Genomic DNA, 17,465 nt, shown 5'->3' with positions numbered 1-17,465 from the left:
CGAGGGATTTTAAGTCCCTTGTGTCTACCAATTCCACCACCCGGGCCAAACATATTATCAGGGTAAAAGGTTTCACTTATTTACAATTCACCATTTACCATTTATCATTTCAAAAAGAGGCGTGGGTTCCGTCTTCGTCCTTCGGACTACGCCGAGACAAGCGGATTCATACGCCACATAAAATGCTATTGACCATACTAAAAAAGTCTCTGCGCTCTCAGCGAACTCTGCGAGAAATAAAACAAATATCGGCCAATAAAACTTCAATTGTCAAAAGAGGCGTGGGTCGGATTCGAACCGGCGAATGATGGTTTTGCAAACCACTCCCTTAGACCAACTTGGGCACCACGCCATTTAAAAAGCGAGCCAATATAGTCTGACGAATATCGTAGGGCAACTAGTGCCTACACGAGCAAAAAAATATCCTGGTCATTCATGATTAAAATCATGGGTATCTAAAAGGGTCACGAGATGGCCAATAGGTCGCAGCCCACGATTTCAATCGTGGGGGACGGCAGGTAAATAAAAAGGCCGATCAATTGACCGGCCTTTAAGTAAAGCAGATGTATGGGGGAGATTACATCATGCCGCCCATACCACCCATACCGCCCATACCACCCATGCCTGGATCCATTGGAGGACCACCGGCTGCAGCAGGTTCAGGCTTATCGGTAATGGCACATTCCGTTGTCAGCAAGAGACCTGCGATTGAAGCAGCATTCTCAAGGGCAGCCCGGGCAACCTTCGTTGGATCCAGGATACCGGCTTTCAGCAGATTCTTGAAATCTTCTGCACGTGCATCAAAACCAAAATCACCTTCACCCTCTTTGACCTTCTGAACCACGATTGAATCTTCCCAACCGGAGTTTTTGGAGATCTGACGGATCGGCTCTTCCAGAGCACGACGCAGAATATCTACACCAAGCTGCTGGTCACCTTCCAGAGTAAGCTCTAAGGCCTGTGCGGCTCTCAGGAGAGCAACACCACCACCGGGGATGATCCCTTCATCAACGGCAGCACGGGTTGCGTGCAGGGCATCTTCAACACGGGCTTTCTTCTCTTTCATCTCAACTTCAGTGGCAGCGCCAACATTCAACACAGCAACACCACCAGCCAGTTTGGCCAGACGTTCCTGCAATTTTTCACGATCATAATCTGAAGTCGTATTCTCGATCTGAACTTTAATCTCGTTAATACGCGCTGTCAGCTTTTCTTTGTCACCGGCTCCATCAACAATGGTCGTATTGTCTTTGTCGATAATAATGGTCTTGGCTTCACCAAGATATTCCAAAGTGACATTCTCGAGTTTATAACCCTGCTCTTCAGAAACCATGGTACCACCAGTAAGGATGGCCAGGTCTTCCAGCATGGCTTTACGACGATCACCAAAACCAGGTGCTTTAACAGCAGCGATCTTTAAAGTGCCACGGAGACGGTTTACAACCAGCGTAGCAAGGGCTTCACCATCAACATCTTCAGCGACGATAAGCAGGGGACGACCGGTTTGTGAAGTCTTCTCAAGGATGGGGAGCAGGTCTTTCATGGTGCTGATCTTCTTATCATAGATCAGGATCAAAGCCTCTTCCAATAAGGTTTCCATATTTTCTGCGTTGGTCACGAAATATGGGGAGAGGTAACCGCGGTCAAACTGCATACCTTCAACCGTTTCCAGGTGAGTATCCATGGTCTTGGATTCTTCCACAGTGATCACGCCATCTTTGCCGACCTTGTCCATGGCTTCAGCGATCAGATCACCGATAGTCTGGTCATTGTTGGCGGAGATAGTGCCAACCTGGGCGATTTCTTCGTTACTCTTAACTTCTTTGCTCAGGTTTTTAAGAAATTCTACAACCTGTAACACACTGGCATCAATGCCGCGTTTGATCTCCATGGGATTGGCACCGGCAGTCACATTCTTCAAACCTTCAGTCACGATAGCCTGGGCCAAAACGGTTGCAGTAGTAGTTCCATCACCAGCAACATCAGAAGTTTTAGAAGCAACTTCGCGAACCATCTGGGCTCCCATGTTCTCACGGGGATCATCCAGTTCGATCTCTTTAGCAACGGTTACACCATCCTTGGTAATGGTCGGTGCACCAAACTTTTTATCAATTACAACATTACGACCCTTAGGTCCCAACGTCACTTTTACTGCATTAGCCAGTACATCCACACCAACTTTTAGTCTGCCGCGGGCTTCCTGATCAAATTCAATGTATTTTGACATTTTGTTCTTTTTCCTCTCTTTTACTCATTTCTTTTTAAACGATTGTCAGCTCGAACTGACGCTATAATATTTTCAAAAATGCTCTATTGGCACTCCTGCCTTTAGAGCGCCAAATTATATCCGGGTTACAAGCTGACTCCAAGAAAAATGATTGTTTTTTATTGAGAATTCAGAAGCCGGTGATCAGGCTCCTAATTGGGTGATTATAGTTTGGAATTTAGAGTGGTCTGCACCTTGACTGATGTCCTACTCTCCTCGGCGGCTCAGGCAATTGAAAATGGAAACTTGACGCTCTCGCAAAAAGTCCCTCTCGCCCGCCTGCGTATAACTTCGTGCGGGCAGGCAGAGCGCGCAGAGACGCAGAGTCTTGATATTTATGAGTTTAGATGATTTTGTGCTATGTGGCTGATTTTATATGACTTAGGGCATATTTGATGATTTCTCAAATATTTTTTGCGGTTTCGTTAAACTTGAAACTTGAAACTTGAAACTTGAAACTTGTTATAGGCTGGGCCAAGGGGTTTTACTGAGCTGGATTGAAAGTAATTTAGTCATCGTTCCACTCTTCCGGAAATTGCTTGGGTCGACCAACCACACTGTCAACATCTGAACCCTAACTCCTAACTCCGAACTTCTAACTCCTGGCTTCTGACCCTCACCCTACGAACCCGTACTCCCAAACCCGCCTGTACCCCGGGTTGTGTCACTCAGCGTTTCCACCAATTCAAAAGTGATGGGAGCCCCATCCATGGCTACCAATTGAAAAAGTCGATCACCCGTAGAAATCGTGTGATCCTCAGTTTTGATATTGTCCACCATGGCAATAATCTCACCCCGATATCCGCCATCGATGAGACCGATGGAGTTAGACATCCTTAAGGGGGTTTTGGAGATGCTGGAGCGGGGAATCAAATAATAGGGCTGTCCAGTGTCCGTTTCGCAGGATATTTGTAGTTTCAAGGCAACCGTTTCTCCAGCAGGGATGGTTAACGTTTCCATGATGAACAGGTCTAGACCAGCATCACCGGCATGATAGTGTCCGTGATTTTCATATTGATGACGAGCTTGAGAATTGTGTGGTTGAATTTTTATATGCATTTTCTCTCCAGTTAGTTATAATCAAACTTTTTTTTGGACACTGAGCTTGCCGAAGGGAATATTATCTTTGACTTCGGCGAGCTCAGTGTCCGATATATGCATTGGCCTGGGTTGACATCTACAGGCTCAGTGTCCGGTTCTAAAAAGGTGCAAAAGTTTATAGCGCCATGTTTTACGGTATTTTTGCTCAATAGCCCAGCGCTCTTTGAGCTCTAATTCCTGGGTGATCTCAGTAAAACCCAGGCTCTCATAAACCCCTGAATGAATGCGTTGCCGCCAGTCGTAATAACCGGGATATTTATTTCTACGATCAGGATGAACCGCGTTGGTCAATAAAATTACAAATATCTGGTTATCGGGATCGATCCAGATGGAGGTGCCGGTAAATCCAGTGTGACCAAAACTATTAGGACTTAGATACACACCACCGGAACTGGGTCCGGAAGGACTATCCCAACCAAGACAGCGTGACCGGCCATCTTCTTCCTCAGCTACCAGATCAGCCCGTTGTGTAAAAAGTTTGATCGTCTCGGGTTGGAAAATAACCGTATCACCCAAAGTACCTTGATTCAGCATCATTTGAGCAAAACGAGCCAGATCCAGAGCGACTGAAAAAAGTCCGGCATGACCGGTAATACCACCCAGTGAGTGAGAATTTTCATCATGTACATAACCGTGGACAAAGCCACTGTCAATTTCACTGTATTCTGTGGGGACGATCTGATCTAATGGGTTTTCAGGTAGATAGCCTGTGGAAGTCATCGCCAGTGGTCTGAAGATCAGACTGTCGGTAAAGGTATTCAGGTCTGTCCCTGAGAGTCGTTCAATGACTTTGCCGAGTGTGATCAGACCAATGTCGGAATAGCGGTATCTGGTTCCCGGTAAAGTATCCAGCTCAGCTTGGAAAACACTATCCAGACGGGATTGACTGTCAGGTGCATCCATATTGTAGAAGCGTTTGAAGGGTTTCATGCCAGCCGTGTGAGTGAGGAGCTGTTTAATAGTGATGGTCGCTTTCAAGGCAGTATTAAGGGAGTCAGGACCGGTAAATTCGGGAAGGTAGCTGACCACGGTCGTATCAAGGTCAAGTTTGCCTTGTTCATAGAGTTTCATGGCAGCCGAAGTGGTCGCAATAACCTTGGTTACCGATGCCAGATCAAACACATCGCCCCGGTAGGTGTTTCGTTCGTTGGCGTAAGTATGTGACCCGAAATACTCATGAAGGAAGATCTTGCCATCTTTTGCAGCCAATAAGACCCCACCAGGCCAGGCGTGCTCTACCAATGCCTGATTAACGTGGGGCATCACAAACCCGGGGTCTGAACCAACTTCTTCTGGAGCCACATGAAAAAGAATTTTATCGTCGGTTTCAGTCACAACTGTCTGAACAGTATTGCTGTGAGGTACAGCAGTCCGATGTAAACCCTGTCCGTGAGAGGCGATACCGGGAATGGAGATGGGTAATGCACCCGATATGTCAGTCTGCCCCAGAATTGCTGATGCCACGGCGCTTTGCATTTCGGATTGAGTTGTGTAGGCAACCATGTAGGCCGGGATCTCCGGAAAATCCCGAATTAAATAGGGTGTACCAAAGCTGCTAACCAGCAGTCGATCGGTCCTGGATGCCAGTGAGCGAATAAATTCAGCTTGCTTCTCTGGAAGGAGGACCCGGTCTTTTCTCATTTTTGTATAGGAATAAACATTAACGATCACTTGTGCCGAATCGGGAATACCCGCTAGAACACTGGAATAATAATCCTGAGGATCAGAACTATCCAAGGTGTAGGATACAGCAGTTGGAAGTGATCGTATCAGTCGTCTTTTGATGGTGGTCAGATCATGGTCTGCAGCCCAATCCTTGATATCGATCAGGTAGGTCGTATCATTCTCATGAATTTGCAACGGGATCATATTCAAGCTGTCCTTGACCAGCGTAACAGCCCTTTCCATGATCAGTTCAGATACTTGCTTATTGTAATTACTCCCATAAGCCTGTTGAGTGTCAGTCAAATTCAGGGTCTTCTTCCGGTCCAGCCCCAGCTTTGATTTCAGGGTCAGAATTCGCAATACCGATTCATCGATCCGTGCTTCACTGAGCAGGCCATCTCGCACTGCTTCTTCCACGTAATCAATGGATTTTAGATAATTATGATTCTGGATGATCAGATCAGAACCAGCTCTTATGGTTTGAATGAGAGCATATCGATCTGAATACTCATTGGTAATACCGCCCATGGCCATGGCATCAGTGATGATGACTCCTTTAAAACCCATCTGCTTGCGAAGGATATCGTGTAACCAAAAGGGAGAGAGTGACGAGGGGACACCCGGCTCCATCTGGAATTCGCCTGCATCCAGATGACCCACCATAACCAGGTCAACTCCAGCATCGATCAATGCTTGAAAGGGTTTCAATTCGATTGCCCATAATCGTTCGGGGTCACTGGGGATCCGGGCCAGTGAGCTATGGGAATCAGTTTGAGTATCTCCATGACCTGGAAAATGTTTGGCTGTGGCCAGCATCCCATAGGCTTGCAGGCCTTGCATGAATCGCGTTGCATACTGAATAACCTGATCAGGGTCTTCACTGTAACCCCGAGTATTAATAATGGGATTGTCTGGATTATTATTCACATCCACAATAGGTGTTAAAGCGACATGGATACCCAGGGCGCGACCCTCTTCAGCTGTGATTCTGCCCGCTTCAAAAGCCAGATCCGGGTCACCTGTGGCGGTTAAAGCCATGGGCCAGGGAAGTGCAGTACCACCTTTGAATCGTCTCTTTAATCCATATTCAAGGTCAGCTTGTACCATGATGGGAACCCTGGAACGCATTTGCATTTCGTTCAAAAAGGTCAGAGCCGCTGAAGCATCACCACCCCAGACATGCAGAGAACCCAACCCATCAGTGCTGATGATCTGCTCGATCTCCTGCCAACGGGCTGATTCAGCAGACAGATAATCCAGACGCATATGATAAACCATCATTTGAGCGATCTTCTGGCGGAGAGTCAGTCGTTTAAGCGTTCGTCTAGCCCAGGGGGTGGCATCAATAGCGGGAGCAGGAGTGGAACAGGCAAGGATGAGTAGTAGGCCAAATCCGCCTACAAGCGTTCTAATGATTCGATTGGTCATTTGAAGTATTCCTGAATTAGTAAGTTATGACGCAAGGGATTTAAAAATGAGTAAAGGGGGTATTGTCAGCTGCCAGCGCCCTGATCAGCTCTTCCCGGGTGGCTGATAAATTGAGATTTCGCCTATTCAACACGCGTTGTGCAGTACCAATGGCTTTGTCCAATTCGTGAGTCCCGTTTCCCCATGAAAATGAAGGAATTGCCCGTGGCGGAAAATCCTCCTGGAACACATTACAGAAAGGTCCGATCAAGGTCCCGGTATTTAAACGGATACCAATGGCTGTTTTACTATGATCTCCCAGGATCGTACCCAGAAATTGACGGTTCGTGTCATAATTATTTCCGTCCCAGGACACTCGAATTGGCTGATAGTTATTTTTGAGATTACTGGTGTTGGTATCAGCTCCCAGATTGATCCATGAACCCAGTATGGAATCTCCCAGGAAACCACTGTGGCTTTTATTGGAATAGGGGTGAATGATGGAACCTTTGATTTCGCCACCAAGATTGCAGACCTCGCCGATCACAGAATGCCGGATGGAAGTAGCCGGCTTGACGGCAGAACGTTTGCCAAGATAAAGGGGACCTTCCAGAGCTGAAAAAGGACTGATCTTACAGTCAGAATCAATGATTATAGGGCCATGACTGGCATCTAAATGGACATATTTGCTGATCTGAGCTGTATTGTGAATGAGGATGTTACGATCATCGAGAGTGGAAAGTTCAGCTGGCAGCTTGGTCAGATAATCATTCTCATTCTTCCAGAGCTGTAGATCAAAATCAAGCGATGTGCTGATCAGATCCAGATAGTCCCAGATCCACCTGGGAAAGCTGGCAAATTGGACAGGATCGTAATCCAGTGGAGCAAGATCAGCTAGTTTCCTGTGAAATTGTCTGGAAAAATTCAATGTAGAACCAGGCTTGGCCGCCAGTATGACACCATCTTTAAGAATAAGGCCACTGTTCTGGGAATCCAGGGTGGTGACCAGACCAGGATACATCCAGGCTGGTAGAGCAGCATTCAGGAAGATCGTATTCTGAGCCGCCGTTTCATTGATCTGAAGCATGGGGTATTTATGCACATGATCATTTTTAAGAATGGGACGAACCCACAGTGCGATACTGTCATTCAGGAAGATTTTTTGAGCTCTTTCCAGATTAGAGTAGATCCCATAGCGTAATTCTGCCAAAGATCTGAGAAGTGCCAGGGGACCGAATGGAGCAAGGTTTTCCGGTTCAAAGATTATGAGAGAACGCATATATAATTGATCCTATCTTCATATGATTCGTTAGGCTGGTCTCGGAATGTAAGCTGACTCCCAGGTGAATCAATAAACAAAGCGTTGACAATAGTAAGTAAAAGAGATTAACTTACTGCCCTGAAATTATCACTTGATATGAGATTGTAAAGTATCACGACACAAACTTCTCTCGTAAAGAGTTTTGTATTGTTCGTTTACATCAGATGGAGTTACCATGAAAAAATCCAACTTTCATTTTGTTCGTCAGATCAATGAGATCTCAGTATTACGGATTGTCCGGGATGAAGGACCCATCTCCAGATCGGAAGTTGCCCGCAAGATGGGCGTTTCAAAAGTGATCATCGGTGGGATTGTACGGCGACTGTTGGAAACCAGAATCCTGTTTGAGATCGGTAAAGGCCAGTCAACCGTGCAAGGGGGACGACGACCAGTCATGTTGGAGTTCAATGCTGATGCCGGATTGGCAATAGGAATTGAGATCCATCTGCATCGGGCTAATGTACTGATCACGAATATGAATGCTGAGATACTGCATGAAGGCACAGTTAATTATACAGATAACAAGAATCCAGAAGCAATTCTCAAACGTATCATTCGAAACATAGAAAAAATGATCAATGATGAGGAGAAAATGCAGTCCATCCTGGGAGTTGGAATTGCTTTGCCGGGTTTGATGGATTATGAAAACGGGTCGATCCTGAGCAGCCATTCACTAAAAGTCTGGGAGGGATATCCCATTAAAAAATTCCTGGAGGATGCTCTGGACACCAAGGTATATATCGAGAATGATGTAAAGGCGATCACACTTGGTGAATATCATTGGGGAGCCGGCCAGGATGCCAGGAATGTTGTCTATATCTGGCTGGGAGAAGGTATTGGTGCTGGTATTATCATCAACGGTGATATTTATCGTGGTATCACTTCATCGGCAGGTGAAGTTGGCTACACGGAGATTTCTGCTCGAGGTATCAATCGAGGCAGGTTTCCGATATTATATCAAGGTCAGCACCGTTTTGGTGAAATTTTGACCACCCGCAATCTTGAACTCAGCATGTTGGATGCAGTTAGTAAGAATGGGCAGAAATCCTTGCTTAAAAAGGATGAGATAAGTCTGAGCAGCATCGCCGCTGCCTCTAAAAAGGGCGATCAGCTTGCTCAGGATGCTTTACGAGAGTTTGGTCAGATTCTGGGCGTTCTCACCATTAGCGTGATCAACCTTTTTAACCCTGAGCTGATCATTCTGGGTGGACCGGTCATTGATAGATGTCCCTTAGTTCTGGAGGAGGCCATAACAAAAGCCAAGGAAGATGTTCTATTGGTGCCGGCGGAAGTGGTCAAGATCCGGCCAGGTGCCCTTAAGAGTCGGGCGGGAACTCTAGGTGCAGTGGGAATGGTTCTACAAGACCTGTTTAAACCACCTATCGTGAATTTGGCAACCTATCGATCCTTGATCCTTCCGGAATAGAATATTATTTCAAGGATTGTTTGATTTGATCGCGGAGTGAGGCAGCTTTTTCGTAATTTTCAGAAAGTAGTGCCATCTGTAACTCAATTTCCAGTTTTTCCATGGCCGGTAATTCAGAGGGGATCCCATCATCGGTGATCCGATGCTGCAATTCTTTTAGCTGATAGATCTCAGGACTAAGGTCAGGTTGCGGGTCTTCCAGGATACTTTCGTAGACATGTTTGATTTGTCGAATCCCCGCATTAAGAATTCTTAATGCTTCAGATTTGTCATCACCTTCCAACTTGAGCATGATCTTGGCGCTGGTATTCATCATCATCACATAGGGACGAAGTTGTTGACTGGCGAAATTTTCCATCGTGCTGGTATGATTGGCGATCAGATTCAGGATATCGAGATTATGACGAGTGTCCCGTATGACTCCCTGATAATCTTTTAACTGATGCAGACTGAGATAGCGATGGTAATATTGTAAACCTTCCTGGCGCAGGTCAAATAGTTGTCTATTTGTGAGGAAAAAATCTGCTTCAGAGCCTGATAGTGAACGATAATAGTGCAAATAGGATTCAAAACCCATGGGGAGCAGACCATCCGGTCGACCAGCATACTCCATCTGGATCACCCCCAGGTCTATCCGCATTTGAATTTTCTTAAGCCCATCATCGCCCTCAATGAACCGAGCGGTCACGACCAGAGGTTCGAAGGGCCAATCAGTTAATATCTTGCCAATATCCATCGCATCTAATTAAATCTGAATCTTCAGCATCTCCAACCCTAACCTGTTTCTTAAATCAATTTTGTTTCATTATCCTGGTATAACAGGAAGACGATCCATTATCGAGCACCGGCAACGCCCAACCAGCTTTCGGTACGCTGGTGGATCGGTTCACTGTCTAACCAATGAGGTTTATTGATAAGCCGATTTCGTTTGGTTTCCACTGATAGTGTTGCCCAGCTATGCCAGGGTTTAGCAAAATCGTCGATTGAAGGAATGGAATCTTCCAGGCTATAATCTGTTTCTGATTTCTAATCGACGGATATGTTGATTTACCCCGCTTCGTTTTCAACTTCGCTGGGGTTTATTAAGCAAACTTCCAATTAGCTAAAAAAAAGAGACCGGTGGGTCACCGGTCTCTTACAAAACATAGTCGAAAAGGACTATAAGATCAGAAATGCACCTTAGGAAAAAGTCGCGATGTGCTTTGACACACGGGACTTTTGATTGGCTGCTTTGTTCTTATGGATGATACCATTGGCAGCAACTTTATCAATAATTGAGATAGCGGAACGACCGAGAGTCGTAGCAGTATCTGCATCCTCGGTTGCTAATGCTTTCTTAATGGCACTTTTCATCATTGAGTTGTAATGCTTATTGCGTACATGAGCTTTATCAGCTTGTCTGATACGTTTAGCGATGGTCTTTTTAACAGGCATATTTATTCCTTCTCCTCAAAAATGCCCGCGAATATAGATGCGCACCAAGCCTCTGTCAACGCTTTAAGTGAATTTAAAAAACACACATATTTGCGTCCTTTGGAATAGATTCATCGATACTAAATATTTTGACGAAATGAAATTAGTGTTTTTGCTTTGATGGTTTTCATTCTACCTTACCAAACATTTGAGGTGATAGAAAAGCGAGATGGTGTAAATGGTTAGCTGAATATCGATAGTTGAGTAATGCTAACGATAAAGAGGAGAGGATAATGAACGAACGTTTTGATGAAATTAAAAACACCCTGAGACTCGTCCCGCTATTCTCAGATCTGAGTGATAAGGTGCTGACCCAACTGGCCAGCGTTTGTCAGGAGAAATCATACGATAAAGATCAGCATATCCTGCATCAGGAACAGGCTGGAGATAATTTTTTCATTATTGAGTCCGGATCAGTGAAAGTAACCCGTCTATCCGAAGATGGTCGGGAAGCTGTCCTGGCTTTTCTGCGTGAAGGTGATTTCTTTGGTGAATTGGCCATCCTGGATGGTGAGACGCGCTCGGCCAATGTGATCACCCTTTCTGAATGCAAGATCCAAACTGTCAATCGTCGAGAATTCCTTGATCTCCTGGAGCATCAACCTCAGGTTGCCACTGCTTTACTCATGGAGTTGGCATTGCGACTTCGGAAAACGGATATGCACCTGGAATATTTGACTCTCAGCGACGCCGAAGGAAAGATCGCTTCCATCCTCATTGAATTGGCTGAAGAGAATGGCACTTACAAAATGGGTGATGTAACCCTGGGTCATATGCCTATGCAGCAGGATATTGCCAATATGGCTGGAACAACCCGTGAAACCGTATCCCGTATGATGAAAAAACTAGAAGAGAAAAATTGGCTAACCCGGGATGGACAGAAAGTTATCATACGTAAATACAGTAAATTCAAGGAAATATATCAGTTAAAATTTTGATAGTAATAAACAATGAACATTGACCTCAACGGAATCCTGAATTCCAAGCGCCTGGCGATTACCCGGGCGCTTTCATTTGTAGAAAATATGGATGATCTGGACATGGCTCTTACAGATGCCCTGTTCAAACATCTCGGCCGTGCTTATCGGATCGGAATAACTGGACCGCCCGGAGCTGGGAAGAGTTCGCTGGCAGATCGGATGATCGAGCACTGGCGTTCCCAGGATAAACGAGTTGCTGTAATCTCCGTTGATCCAACCAGTCCCTTTACTGGTGGGGCTATTCTGGGCGACCGGGTACGCATGGGACGGCATTTTTCAGACAAAGGGGTCTTTATCAGATCAATGGCTACTCGCGGTAGTCATGGTGGTTTGGCTTTTCGGGCACAGGATGCTGCAGATGTTTTTGATGCCGCCGGGTTCGATATAATTCTTTATGAGACCGTTGGGGTAGGGCAGGTTGAACTGGATGTTGCCATGGCCGCTGATACTACTCTGGTAGTGCTGGTGCCCGAGTCCGGTGATGATATTCAAGCCATGAAAGCTGGTTTGATGGAGATCGCTGATCTATTTGTCATTAACAAAGCAGATCGACAGGGAGTTAATCAAGCCCTGGCTCAGATTCGATCCATGTTGGAGATGCGGCAGGTCCAGGCCGGAATCTGGACACCAGAGGTAGTGAAAACCAGTGCCCTCAATGCTGAAGGTATCACAGGTCTCATGGAACGCCTGGATGCGCATCAGCATTTTCTTCAGGAGCAGGGCATCTTTCGTCAAAATTTTAAAGCTCGAAGCATGGCCAAGATCAAAAACTATATTGACCAACACGTGATGGATCAATTCTGGACAACTGAGAAACTTAATGTGTTAAATGGATCGATCAGAACGGATGAACCGGGCAGCGTTGTTCCTGGTAATGTCGTGAAAGAACTTTTACAACATTAATTCCGGCTACTCGTCAGCGCTTACATCCCAATTTTCGTAGACCCCATTCTGATTCAATAGATTGATGCATTTCCATGACGTCGCCCCGGTGGAGTCCAATGAAGTAATTTTCACCGTCAAAGTCTAGCAGATGAAGGAGGACGGCCTCCAGAGGAAATAACCTGGACGGTGATGATATATGTTCAGTTTCTCCTCAATTGAGGTTTTTCTATCCTGAAATCCTTTTATCTTAATCGCTTATGAATATGGCAACGAATACAGAAATGCCTCTACTGGAACATCTTGAGGAGTTGAGGTGGAGGATCATCAAAGCACTGAGCAGTGTTGTTATATTTGCTGTTATCGGGTTTATTTTTTCCAACCAACTGATCCATATCCTCAGTATACCCATCGAGCAAACAGAGCCAAGACTGGAGCTGCTAAACACAACTATTCTGGGTGTTTTCCTAGCTAAAATGCGAGTAGCCATCATTTTGGGTCTCGTATTCTCCCTGCCAGTTATTATTCATCAGATCTGGCGGTTCATTGCACCGGGATTGCTTGATGACGAGCGGGCATTTGCCCCCATGCTAATTATCGTAACCATAGCATGCTTTGTGGTTGGTTCCCTGTTCTCATATTTTGTGATGATTCCCTGGTCACTGAAATTCTTCTCAGTCCTCAATCATGGCTTGGAGGGTTTAGTCAATTACGTTACGATCACCGATTACCTGAATTATATCACTATTCTCATCCTGTTCACTGGAATTGCTTTTGAACTACCGGTAGTCATCTATTTACTGGCTAAGATCGGAGTGGTGGATCCGCATATCTTAAGAAAGATCAGGCGTTTTGCCTATTTGGTGATCCTGCTTGTCGCAGCCATATTCACACCTGCAGATCCCTTTACCATGGTGGGGGTAGCACTGCCCATGGTCTTGCTCTACGAGGTCAGCATTCTGGTAGCAAAGCTGGTTAAGAAAAAGAAAATGGAGGATGAAATAGCCGAGGATGATTCACCTGGGATAAATAAAGAGGATGAGTTGCTTGAAGATTTCCTTGGATGATCTGCTAAGACCGATACAGGCTGAACTCAATAGTTTTCAAGACTATTTTGAGAATTCACTTAAGTCACATGTTTTCCTGATCAATCAGGTCATGAAATATATCATTGCCCAGAAGGGTAAGAAAATGCGTCCCATGCTCCTGCTGCTGTCGGCAAAGCTAAATGGGGCATGTACTGAGCAGACCTATTCAGCTGCAACACTAGTGGAGGTTCTGCATACTGCCACCCTGGTTCATGATGATGTAGTTGATGAAGCAGAGACACGACGGGGATTACCCAGTATCAACTCTATCTGGCGTAACAAAATTAGTGTGCTGATCGGGGATTATCTTTTCTCCAAAGCTCTGGTTAAAATGGTGGATCTCAAACACCCCAAGATGTTGGAGTTGCTAGCCCATACTGCTGATAAGCTGGTTACTGGTGAGATCGACCAAATCGACAGAGCCCGGTCTGATACCATGACAGAATCAGCCTATTATGCTATGATCGAGGACAAAACTGCTTCGCTGTTAGCCACGGGATGTAAACTTGGTGCCATGACCACCTCAGATGACCAGGACGTTTGGGAAGCGCTCTTCGAGTATGGACGCAATTTCGGGATTGCTTTTCAGATCAAGGATGATCTGTTTGATTTTGAAGGGCGGGCGGCTTCGGTTGGGAAGCCCATTGGCCTTGACGTAAAGCATAACATGGTGACACTACCTATCATTCACGCCTTGCAGCAAGCCAGCAAATCAGAAAAACGTGAATTCAAACACATGATCAAAAAGGGCAGTGATCAGACAGTTCGGAAGTACGCTTTAGACTTCATTAACCGTTATGGCGGACTGGAATACACCAAACAACGTTTACAGGAATATTCTGATCAAGCCAAAGCCAGCCTCGCTCCATTTCCTGATAGTCATGTCAAGCATTCCATGATCCAATTCATTGATTTCAATATCCAACGCGAGAAATAATTCAGTGAGCTGCCATTTTCAGGTAAGGGATCTGGCGCTCAGTTATCGCTGGAAAACCTTCGTAAAGCCGATATTCAAAAACCTCAATCTTTGTGTTGAGCGAGGGTGGTTTGTGACGATCACGGGGTGCAATGGGAGCGGTAAGAGTAGTCTCATAAAACTCATTTTGGGATTGGTACAGCCTGACACAGGGGAGCTTTTGTTGGAAGGAATACCCGTTAGAGCTGGTTTCCCTGGAGCAGTACGCAATCATCAGATAGCCTATATGGCCCAACAGATCGAAGAAATGTTCTTTGCAAATACGGTTCGCGAAGAACTTTCGTATGGGGCTGATGGGGTGCTGGAAAAACAGGGGCAGGTTCTGGCTGAACTGGGGATGAACCATTTCATGGATCGCACCATCGAGAGTTTATCCGGTGGTGAAAGGCAGGGATTGGCACTGGCTCAATTCATGATCCAGGAAGCTCCATTTTTATTATTGGATGAACCCAGTTCATATCTGGATCAAAGCAGAGCAGATAGGTTAAAAGACTTTATGATGCAGGCCCATCGCTCAGGCAAAACGATTTTGCATGTCACCCAATACACACAAGAGATCAGCTGGGGCACCCATCATATCGATCTGGATCAGACTGATCCCAAAGTCAGGTCAATATGACCCTCACCCTACCTCCGCTAAAACGCAATTATCCAGGAAATGATCGATTTCAACTGGAAACACCTGAATTGCTTATCGGTGGCTCTGGATATGTTTGCATCATAGGAGCCAATGGCAGTGGCAAAAGCAGCTTCGGAGAAGCCCTGGCAGCTCATAGCCAACTGCAGACTGGACACAATTGGTATTATTTGCCTCAATATCTTGAACGATTTTTATTCGCAGAGAATATTGTTGAACAGTTAGGCGACCTGCTCTCTCAAAAAGTCGACAAGTCTAAATTAACCAGTCTTTTAACAGAATTGGGATTTCTCGATCCTGGTGCTGTGTTTGACTTTCCATTCCTGTTGATGAGTGGGGGGGAGCGTCGTCGTATGGCGCTGGCTTGTGTGTTTTATATGCAGCCTGATTATCTAATTATGGATGAGCCTGATATTGGAGTCACTCCAAAAGAAAACATGGTGCTTTTGTCAAAAATACATAATTTGCAGGCCATCAACACTGGAGTGATCGTGATTTCGCATAGTTCCGACATCGTGAATGAATCTTCAGAATTGATCTGCCTTAAGGCAGGGAAAATACAGCGGATGGGAAAAACCAGAGATTTGTTGGCAGACCCGGAATTTGAACTAAAGGAATATGGTGTCAGGTTTCAATAAATAATGATCAACCTGTTAAAAAATAAAAAGTTACTTACAGCGGCCAATGCAACATCGGCGGCCAGAGCCCTGATGGTGTTTCCTATTGTATACTTGTTGAATATATGGGATGGTCAGTTGGCCAATTTTCCTGTTTGGGCGGCTTTTTGGATCGCGATGGCTATCTTCTCAGATTACCTGGATGGCTGGTTCGCTCGTTCTTATCACGAGGTCAGTCGTTTGGGCAAATTCCTGGATCCGGTGGCAGATAAGATCGTTATTTTTGGAGTCCTATTCTTCGCAAAGCCGATATCACAGTCAATTCCCAACTGGTTTATTGCATTTATCATTTTTCGAGAGGTTTTTATCTTTGCTTTGGGGTATCTGGTCAGCAAAGACTCTAAACGGGAGATGCAGGCCAATCGTACTGGAAAATGGTCTGTCTTTCTAACCAGTATTACCTTCATTTTGCTGATCTTCAAACTGCAACCATGGGCCGATTATCTGTTATACCTGACAACCGCTGTTGGCTCTGTCTCCTTTGTGCTCTACATGAAATACTATTATCACCTGTACCAGGTCGATGTAAAACACAACTAGTCCCACCCAATAAAAACATCAAAACACCCCCGGATCTCACCAACTGAACACAAAATAATGACCCCAAAAGCTCAACAACCCGATAATTCACTAACCCAATAACTCACAAACTCAAGAACTCAAACCCCATGATATTTTCCTCAGCATTCAATAAATTAAAACAAGGCTTAAGTCGTTCTCGGACCCAATTAAGCAATAGAATGAGTAAACTATTCACTGGTTCGGTTCCTTTAACAGATGAAATGTTGGAGCAGGTCGAAGAAACGCTCATATCTGCTGATATTGGAGTTGAACTCTCCATGGAAATCATTGAAGATCTGCGTAAAAGCTTTCCCCTGAACCAGGTGGTTGAAATGAGTGGTGTGGTTGAATTTCTGAAAAATGATCTCAGACAGAGGCTATCCACTAAGCAGATCGAGGTCAAACCGGCTGGACATCCGCACGTGATCCTGGTCGTGGGGGTCAATGGAACTGGAAAAACCACATCTATCGGGAAATTGGCTCATCATTACACCAGTCAAGGTAAACAAGTTCTGCTGGTTGCTGGAGACACCTTCAGAGCTGCGGCTATTCAGCAGTTGGCGATCTGGTCAGACCGCAGCGGTGCAGAACTGATGCAGAAGGAAGCAGCGGACCCCAGTGCAGTAGTATACGATGCTCTGCAGAGTGCCAAACAACGTGGAATTGATGTTGTGATCATTGACACCGCCGGCCGCCTACACACTCAAAAGAATTTGATGATCGAATTGGATAAGATTCAGCGTGTGATCAAGAAAGTCATTCCAGATGCTCCGCATGAAACTGTTTTAACCATTGATGCCACAACTGGTCAGAACGGACTGATCCAGGCTCGGCAATTTTCTCAAGTAACACCAGTGGATCACCTTTTTCTCACTAAACTGGATGGGACCGCAAAAGGTGGGATCGCCATAGCCATCCATCATAACTTGGATATTCCGGTTAAGTATATCGGAATCGGGGAACAGATGAGTGATATCCAGAACTTTGATGCATCAAGCTATGTGG

The 17,465-nt window shown here is 45.5% G+C and carries 15 protein-coding genes and 1 tRNA gene; 9 read left to right on the top strand and 7 right to left on the bottom strand.

From position 1 onward, the window contains the following. Nucleotides 1–277 precede the first annotated feature (277 nt). The 5 genes from U9Q77_12865 to U9Q77_12845 form a co-directional block, all read right to left on the bottom strand. A tRNA-Cys gene (locus tag U9Q77_12865) sits at nt 278–352 on the bottom strand. A 225-nt stretch (nt 353–577) separates the two neighbouring features. After that, nucleotides 578–2,227: a chaperonin GroEL gene (gene groL, locus U9Q77_12860; protein MEA3288249.1), complete on the bottom strand. Its 1,650-nt coding sequence runs from the start codon at nt 2,225–2,227 to the stop codon at nt 578–580. 660 nt (nt 2,228–2,887) lie between these two features. After that, a complete protein-coding gene (locus U9Q77_12855; GenBank protein MEA3288248.1) occupies nt 2,888–3,325 on the bottom strand; it encodes a dUTP diphosphatase in 438 nt (145 codons plus the stop codon). Between the two features lie 126 nt (nt 3,326–3,451). Next, nucleotides 3,452–6,460 carry a glycoside hydrolase family 3 N-terminal domain-containing protein gene (locus U9Q77_12850; GenBank protein ID MEA3288247.1) on the bottom strand — a complete coding sequence of 1,003 codons (3,009 nt, stop codon included), beginning with the start codon at nt 6,458–6,460 and terminating at the stop codon, nt 3,452–3,454. A 40-nt stretch (nt 6,461–6,500) separates the two neighbouring features. After that, nucleotides 6,501–7,718: a putative sugar nucleotidyl transferase gene (locus tag U9Q77_12845; GenBank protein MEA3288246.1), complete on the bottom strand. Its 1,218-nt coding sequence runs from the start codon at nt 7,716–7,718 to the stop codon at nt 6,501–6,503. 217 nt (nt 7,719–7,935) lie between these two features. Between U9Q77_12845 and U9Q77_12840 the strand changes: the two genes are divergently transcribed. Further along, complete coding sequence (locus tag U9Q77_12840) at nt 7,936–9,186, top strand: ROK family transcriptional regulator (protein ID MEA3288245.1); 1,251 nt, start codon at nt 7,936–7,938, stop codon at nt 9,184–9,186. Nucleotides 9,187–9,190: 4 nt separating this feature from the next. On the opposite strand, the gene U9Q77_12835 is transcribed toward U9Q77_12840, so the two are convergent. After that, nucleotides 9,191–9,922 carry a UvrB/UvrC motif-containing protein gene (locus U9Q77_12835; GenBank protein ID MEA3288244.1) on the bottom strand — a complete coding sequence of 244 codons (732 nt, stop codon included), beginning with the start codon at nt 9,920–9,922 and terminating at the stop codon, nt 9,191–9,193. A 443-nt stretch (nt 9,923–10,365) separates the two neighbouring features. Continuing rightward, nucleotides 10,366–10,620 carry a 30S ribosomal protein S20 gene (gene rpsT / locus U9Q77_12830; GenBank protein MEA3288243.1) on the bottom strand — a complete coding sequence of 85 codons (255 nt, stop codon included), beginning with the start codon at nt 10,618–10,620 and terminating at the stop codon, nt 10,366–10,368. A 272-nt stretch (nt 10,621–10,892) separates the two neighbouring features. Between rpsT and U9Q77_12825 the strand changes: the two genes are divergently transcribed. The 8 genes from U9Q77_12825 to ftsY all read left to right on the top strand — a co-directional run. Further along, nucleotides 10,893–11,597, top strand: coding sequence for a Crp/Fnr family transcriptional regulator (locus U9Q77_12825; protein ID MEA3288242.1), 705 nt, complete (start codon nt 10,893–10,895; stop codon nt 11,595–11,597). A 12-nt stretch (nt 11,598–11,609) separates the two neighbouring features. Then, a complete protein-coding gene (gene meaB / locus U9Q77_12820; protein ID MEA3288241.1) occupies nt 11,610–12,542 on the top strand; it encodes a methylmalonyl Co-A mutase-associated GTPase MeaB in 933 nt (310 codons plus the stop codon). 245 nt (nt 12,543–12,787) lie between these two features. After that, nucleotides 12,788–13,588, top strand: coding sequence for a twin-arginine translocase subunit TatC (tatC, locus tag U9Q77_12815; GenBank protein ID MEA3288240.1), 801 nt, complete (start codon nt 12,788–12,790; stop codon nt 13,586–13,588). Beyond that, on the top strand, nt 13,569–14,546 hold the full coding sequence (locus tag U9Q77_12810; protein ID MEA3288239.1) for a polyprenyl synthetase family protein: 978 nt from the start codon (nt 13,569–13,571) through the stop codon (nt 14,544–14,546). Before tatC ends, U9Q77_12810 begins: the two co-directional genes overlap by 20 nt. 4 nt (nt 14,547–14,550) lie before the next feature. Beyond that, the gene (locus U9Q77_12805) at nt 14,551–15,204 is read left to right on the top strand and encodes an ABC transporter ATP-binding protein (GenBank protein MEA3288238.1); all 654 of its coding nucleotides are present in this window, start codon (nt 14,551–14,553) and stop codon (nt 15,202–15,204) included. Continuing rightward, on the top strand, nt 15,201–15,860 hold the full coding sequence (locus tag U9Q77_12800; protein ID MEA3288237.1) for an ATP-binding cassette domain-containing protein: 660 nt from the start codon (nt 15,201–15,203) through the stop codon (nt 15,858–15,860). The genes U9Q77_12805 and U9Q77_12800 overlap by 4 nt, the downstream gene beginning before the upstream one ends. 3 nt (nt 15,861–15,863) lie before the next feature. After that, the gene (locus U9Q77_12795) at nt 15,864–16,439 is read left to right on the top strand and encodes a CDP-alcohol phosphatidyltransferase family protein (protein MEA3288236.1); all 576 of its coding nucleotides are present in this window, start codon (nt 15,864–15,866) and stop codon (nt 16,437–16,439) included. 200 nt (nt 16,440–16,639) lie between these two features. After that, on the top strand, nt 16,640–17,465 hold an 826-nt coding region (ftsY, locus tag U9Q77_12790; protein MEA3288235.1), incomplete at its 3' end, for a signal recognition particle-docking protein FtsY.

It is taken from the genome of Candidatus Neomarinimicrobiota bacterium (genome assembly GCA_034716895.1).
In the GTDB taxonomy this organism is placed as follows: Bacteria; Fidelibacterota; UBA8477; order UBA8477; family JABMPR01; genus JABMPR01.
This window is presented reverse-complemented; position numbering and strand designations above follow the sequence as displayed.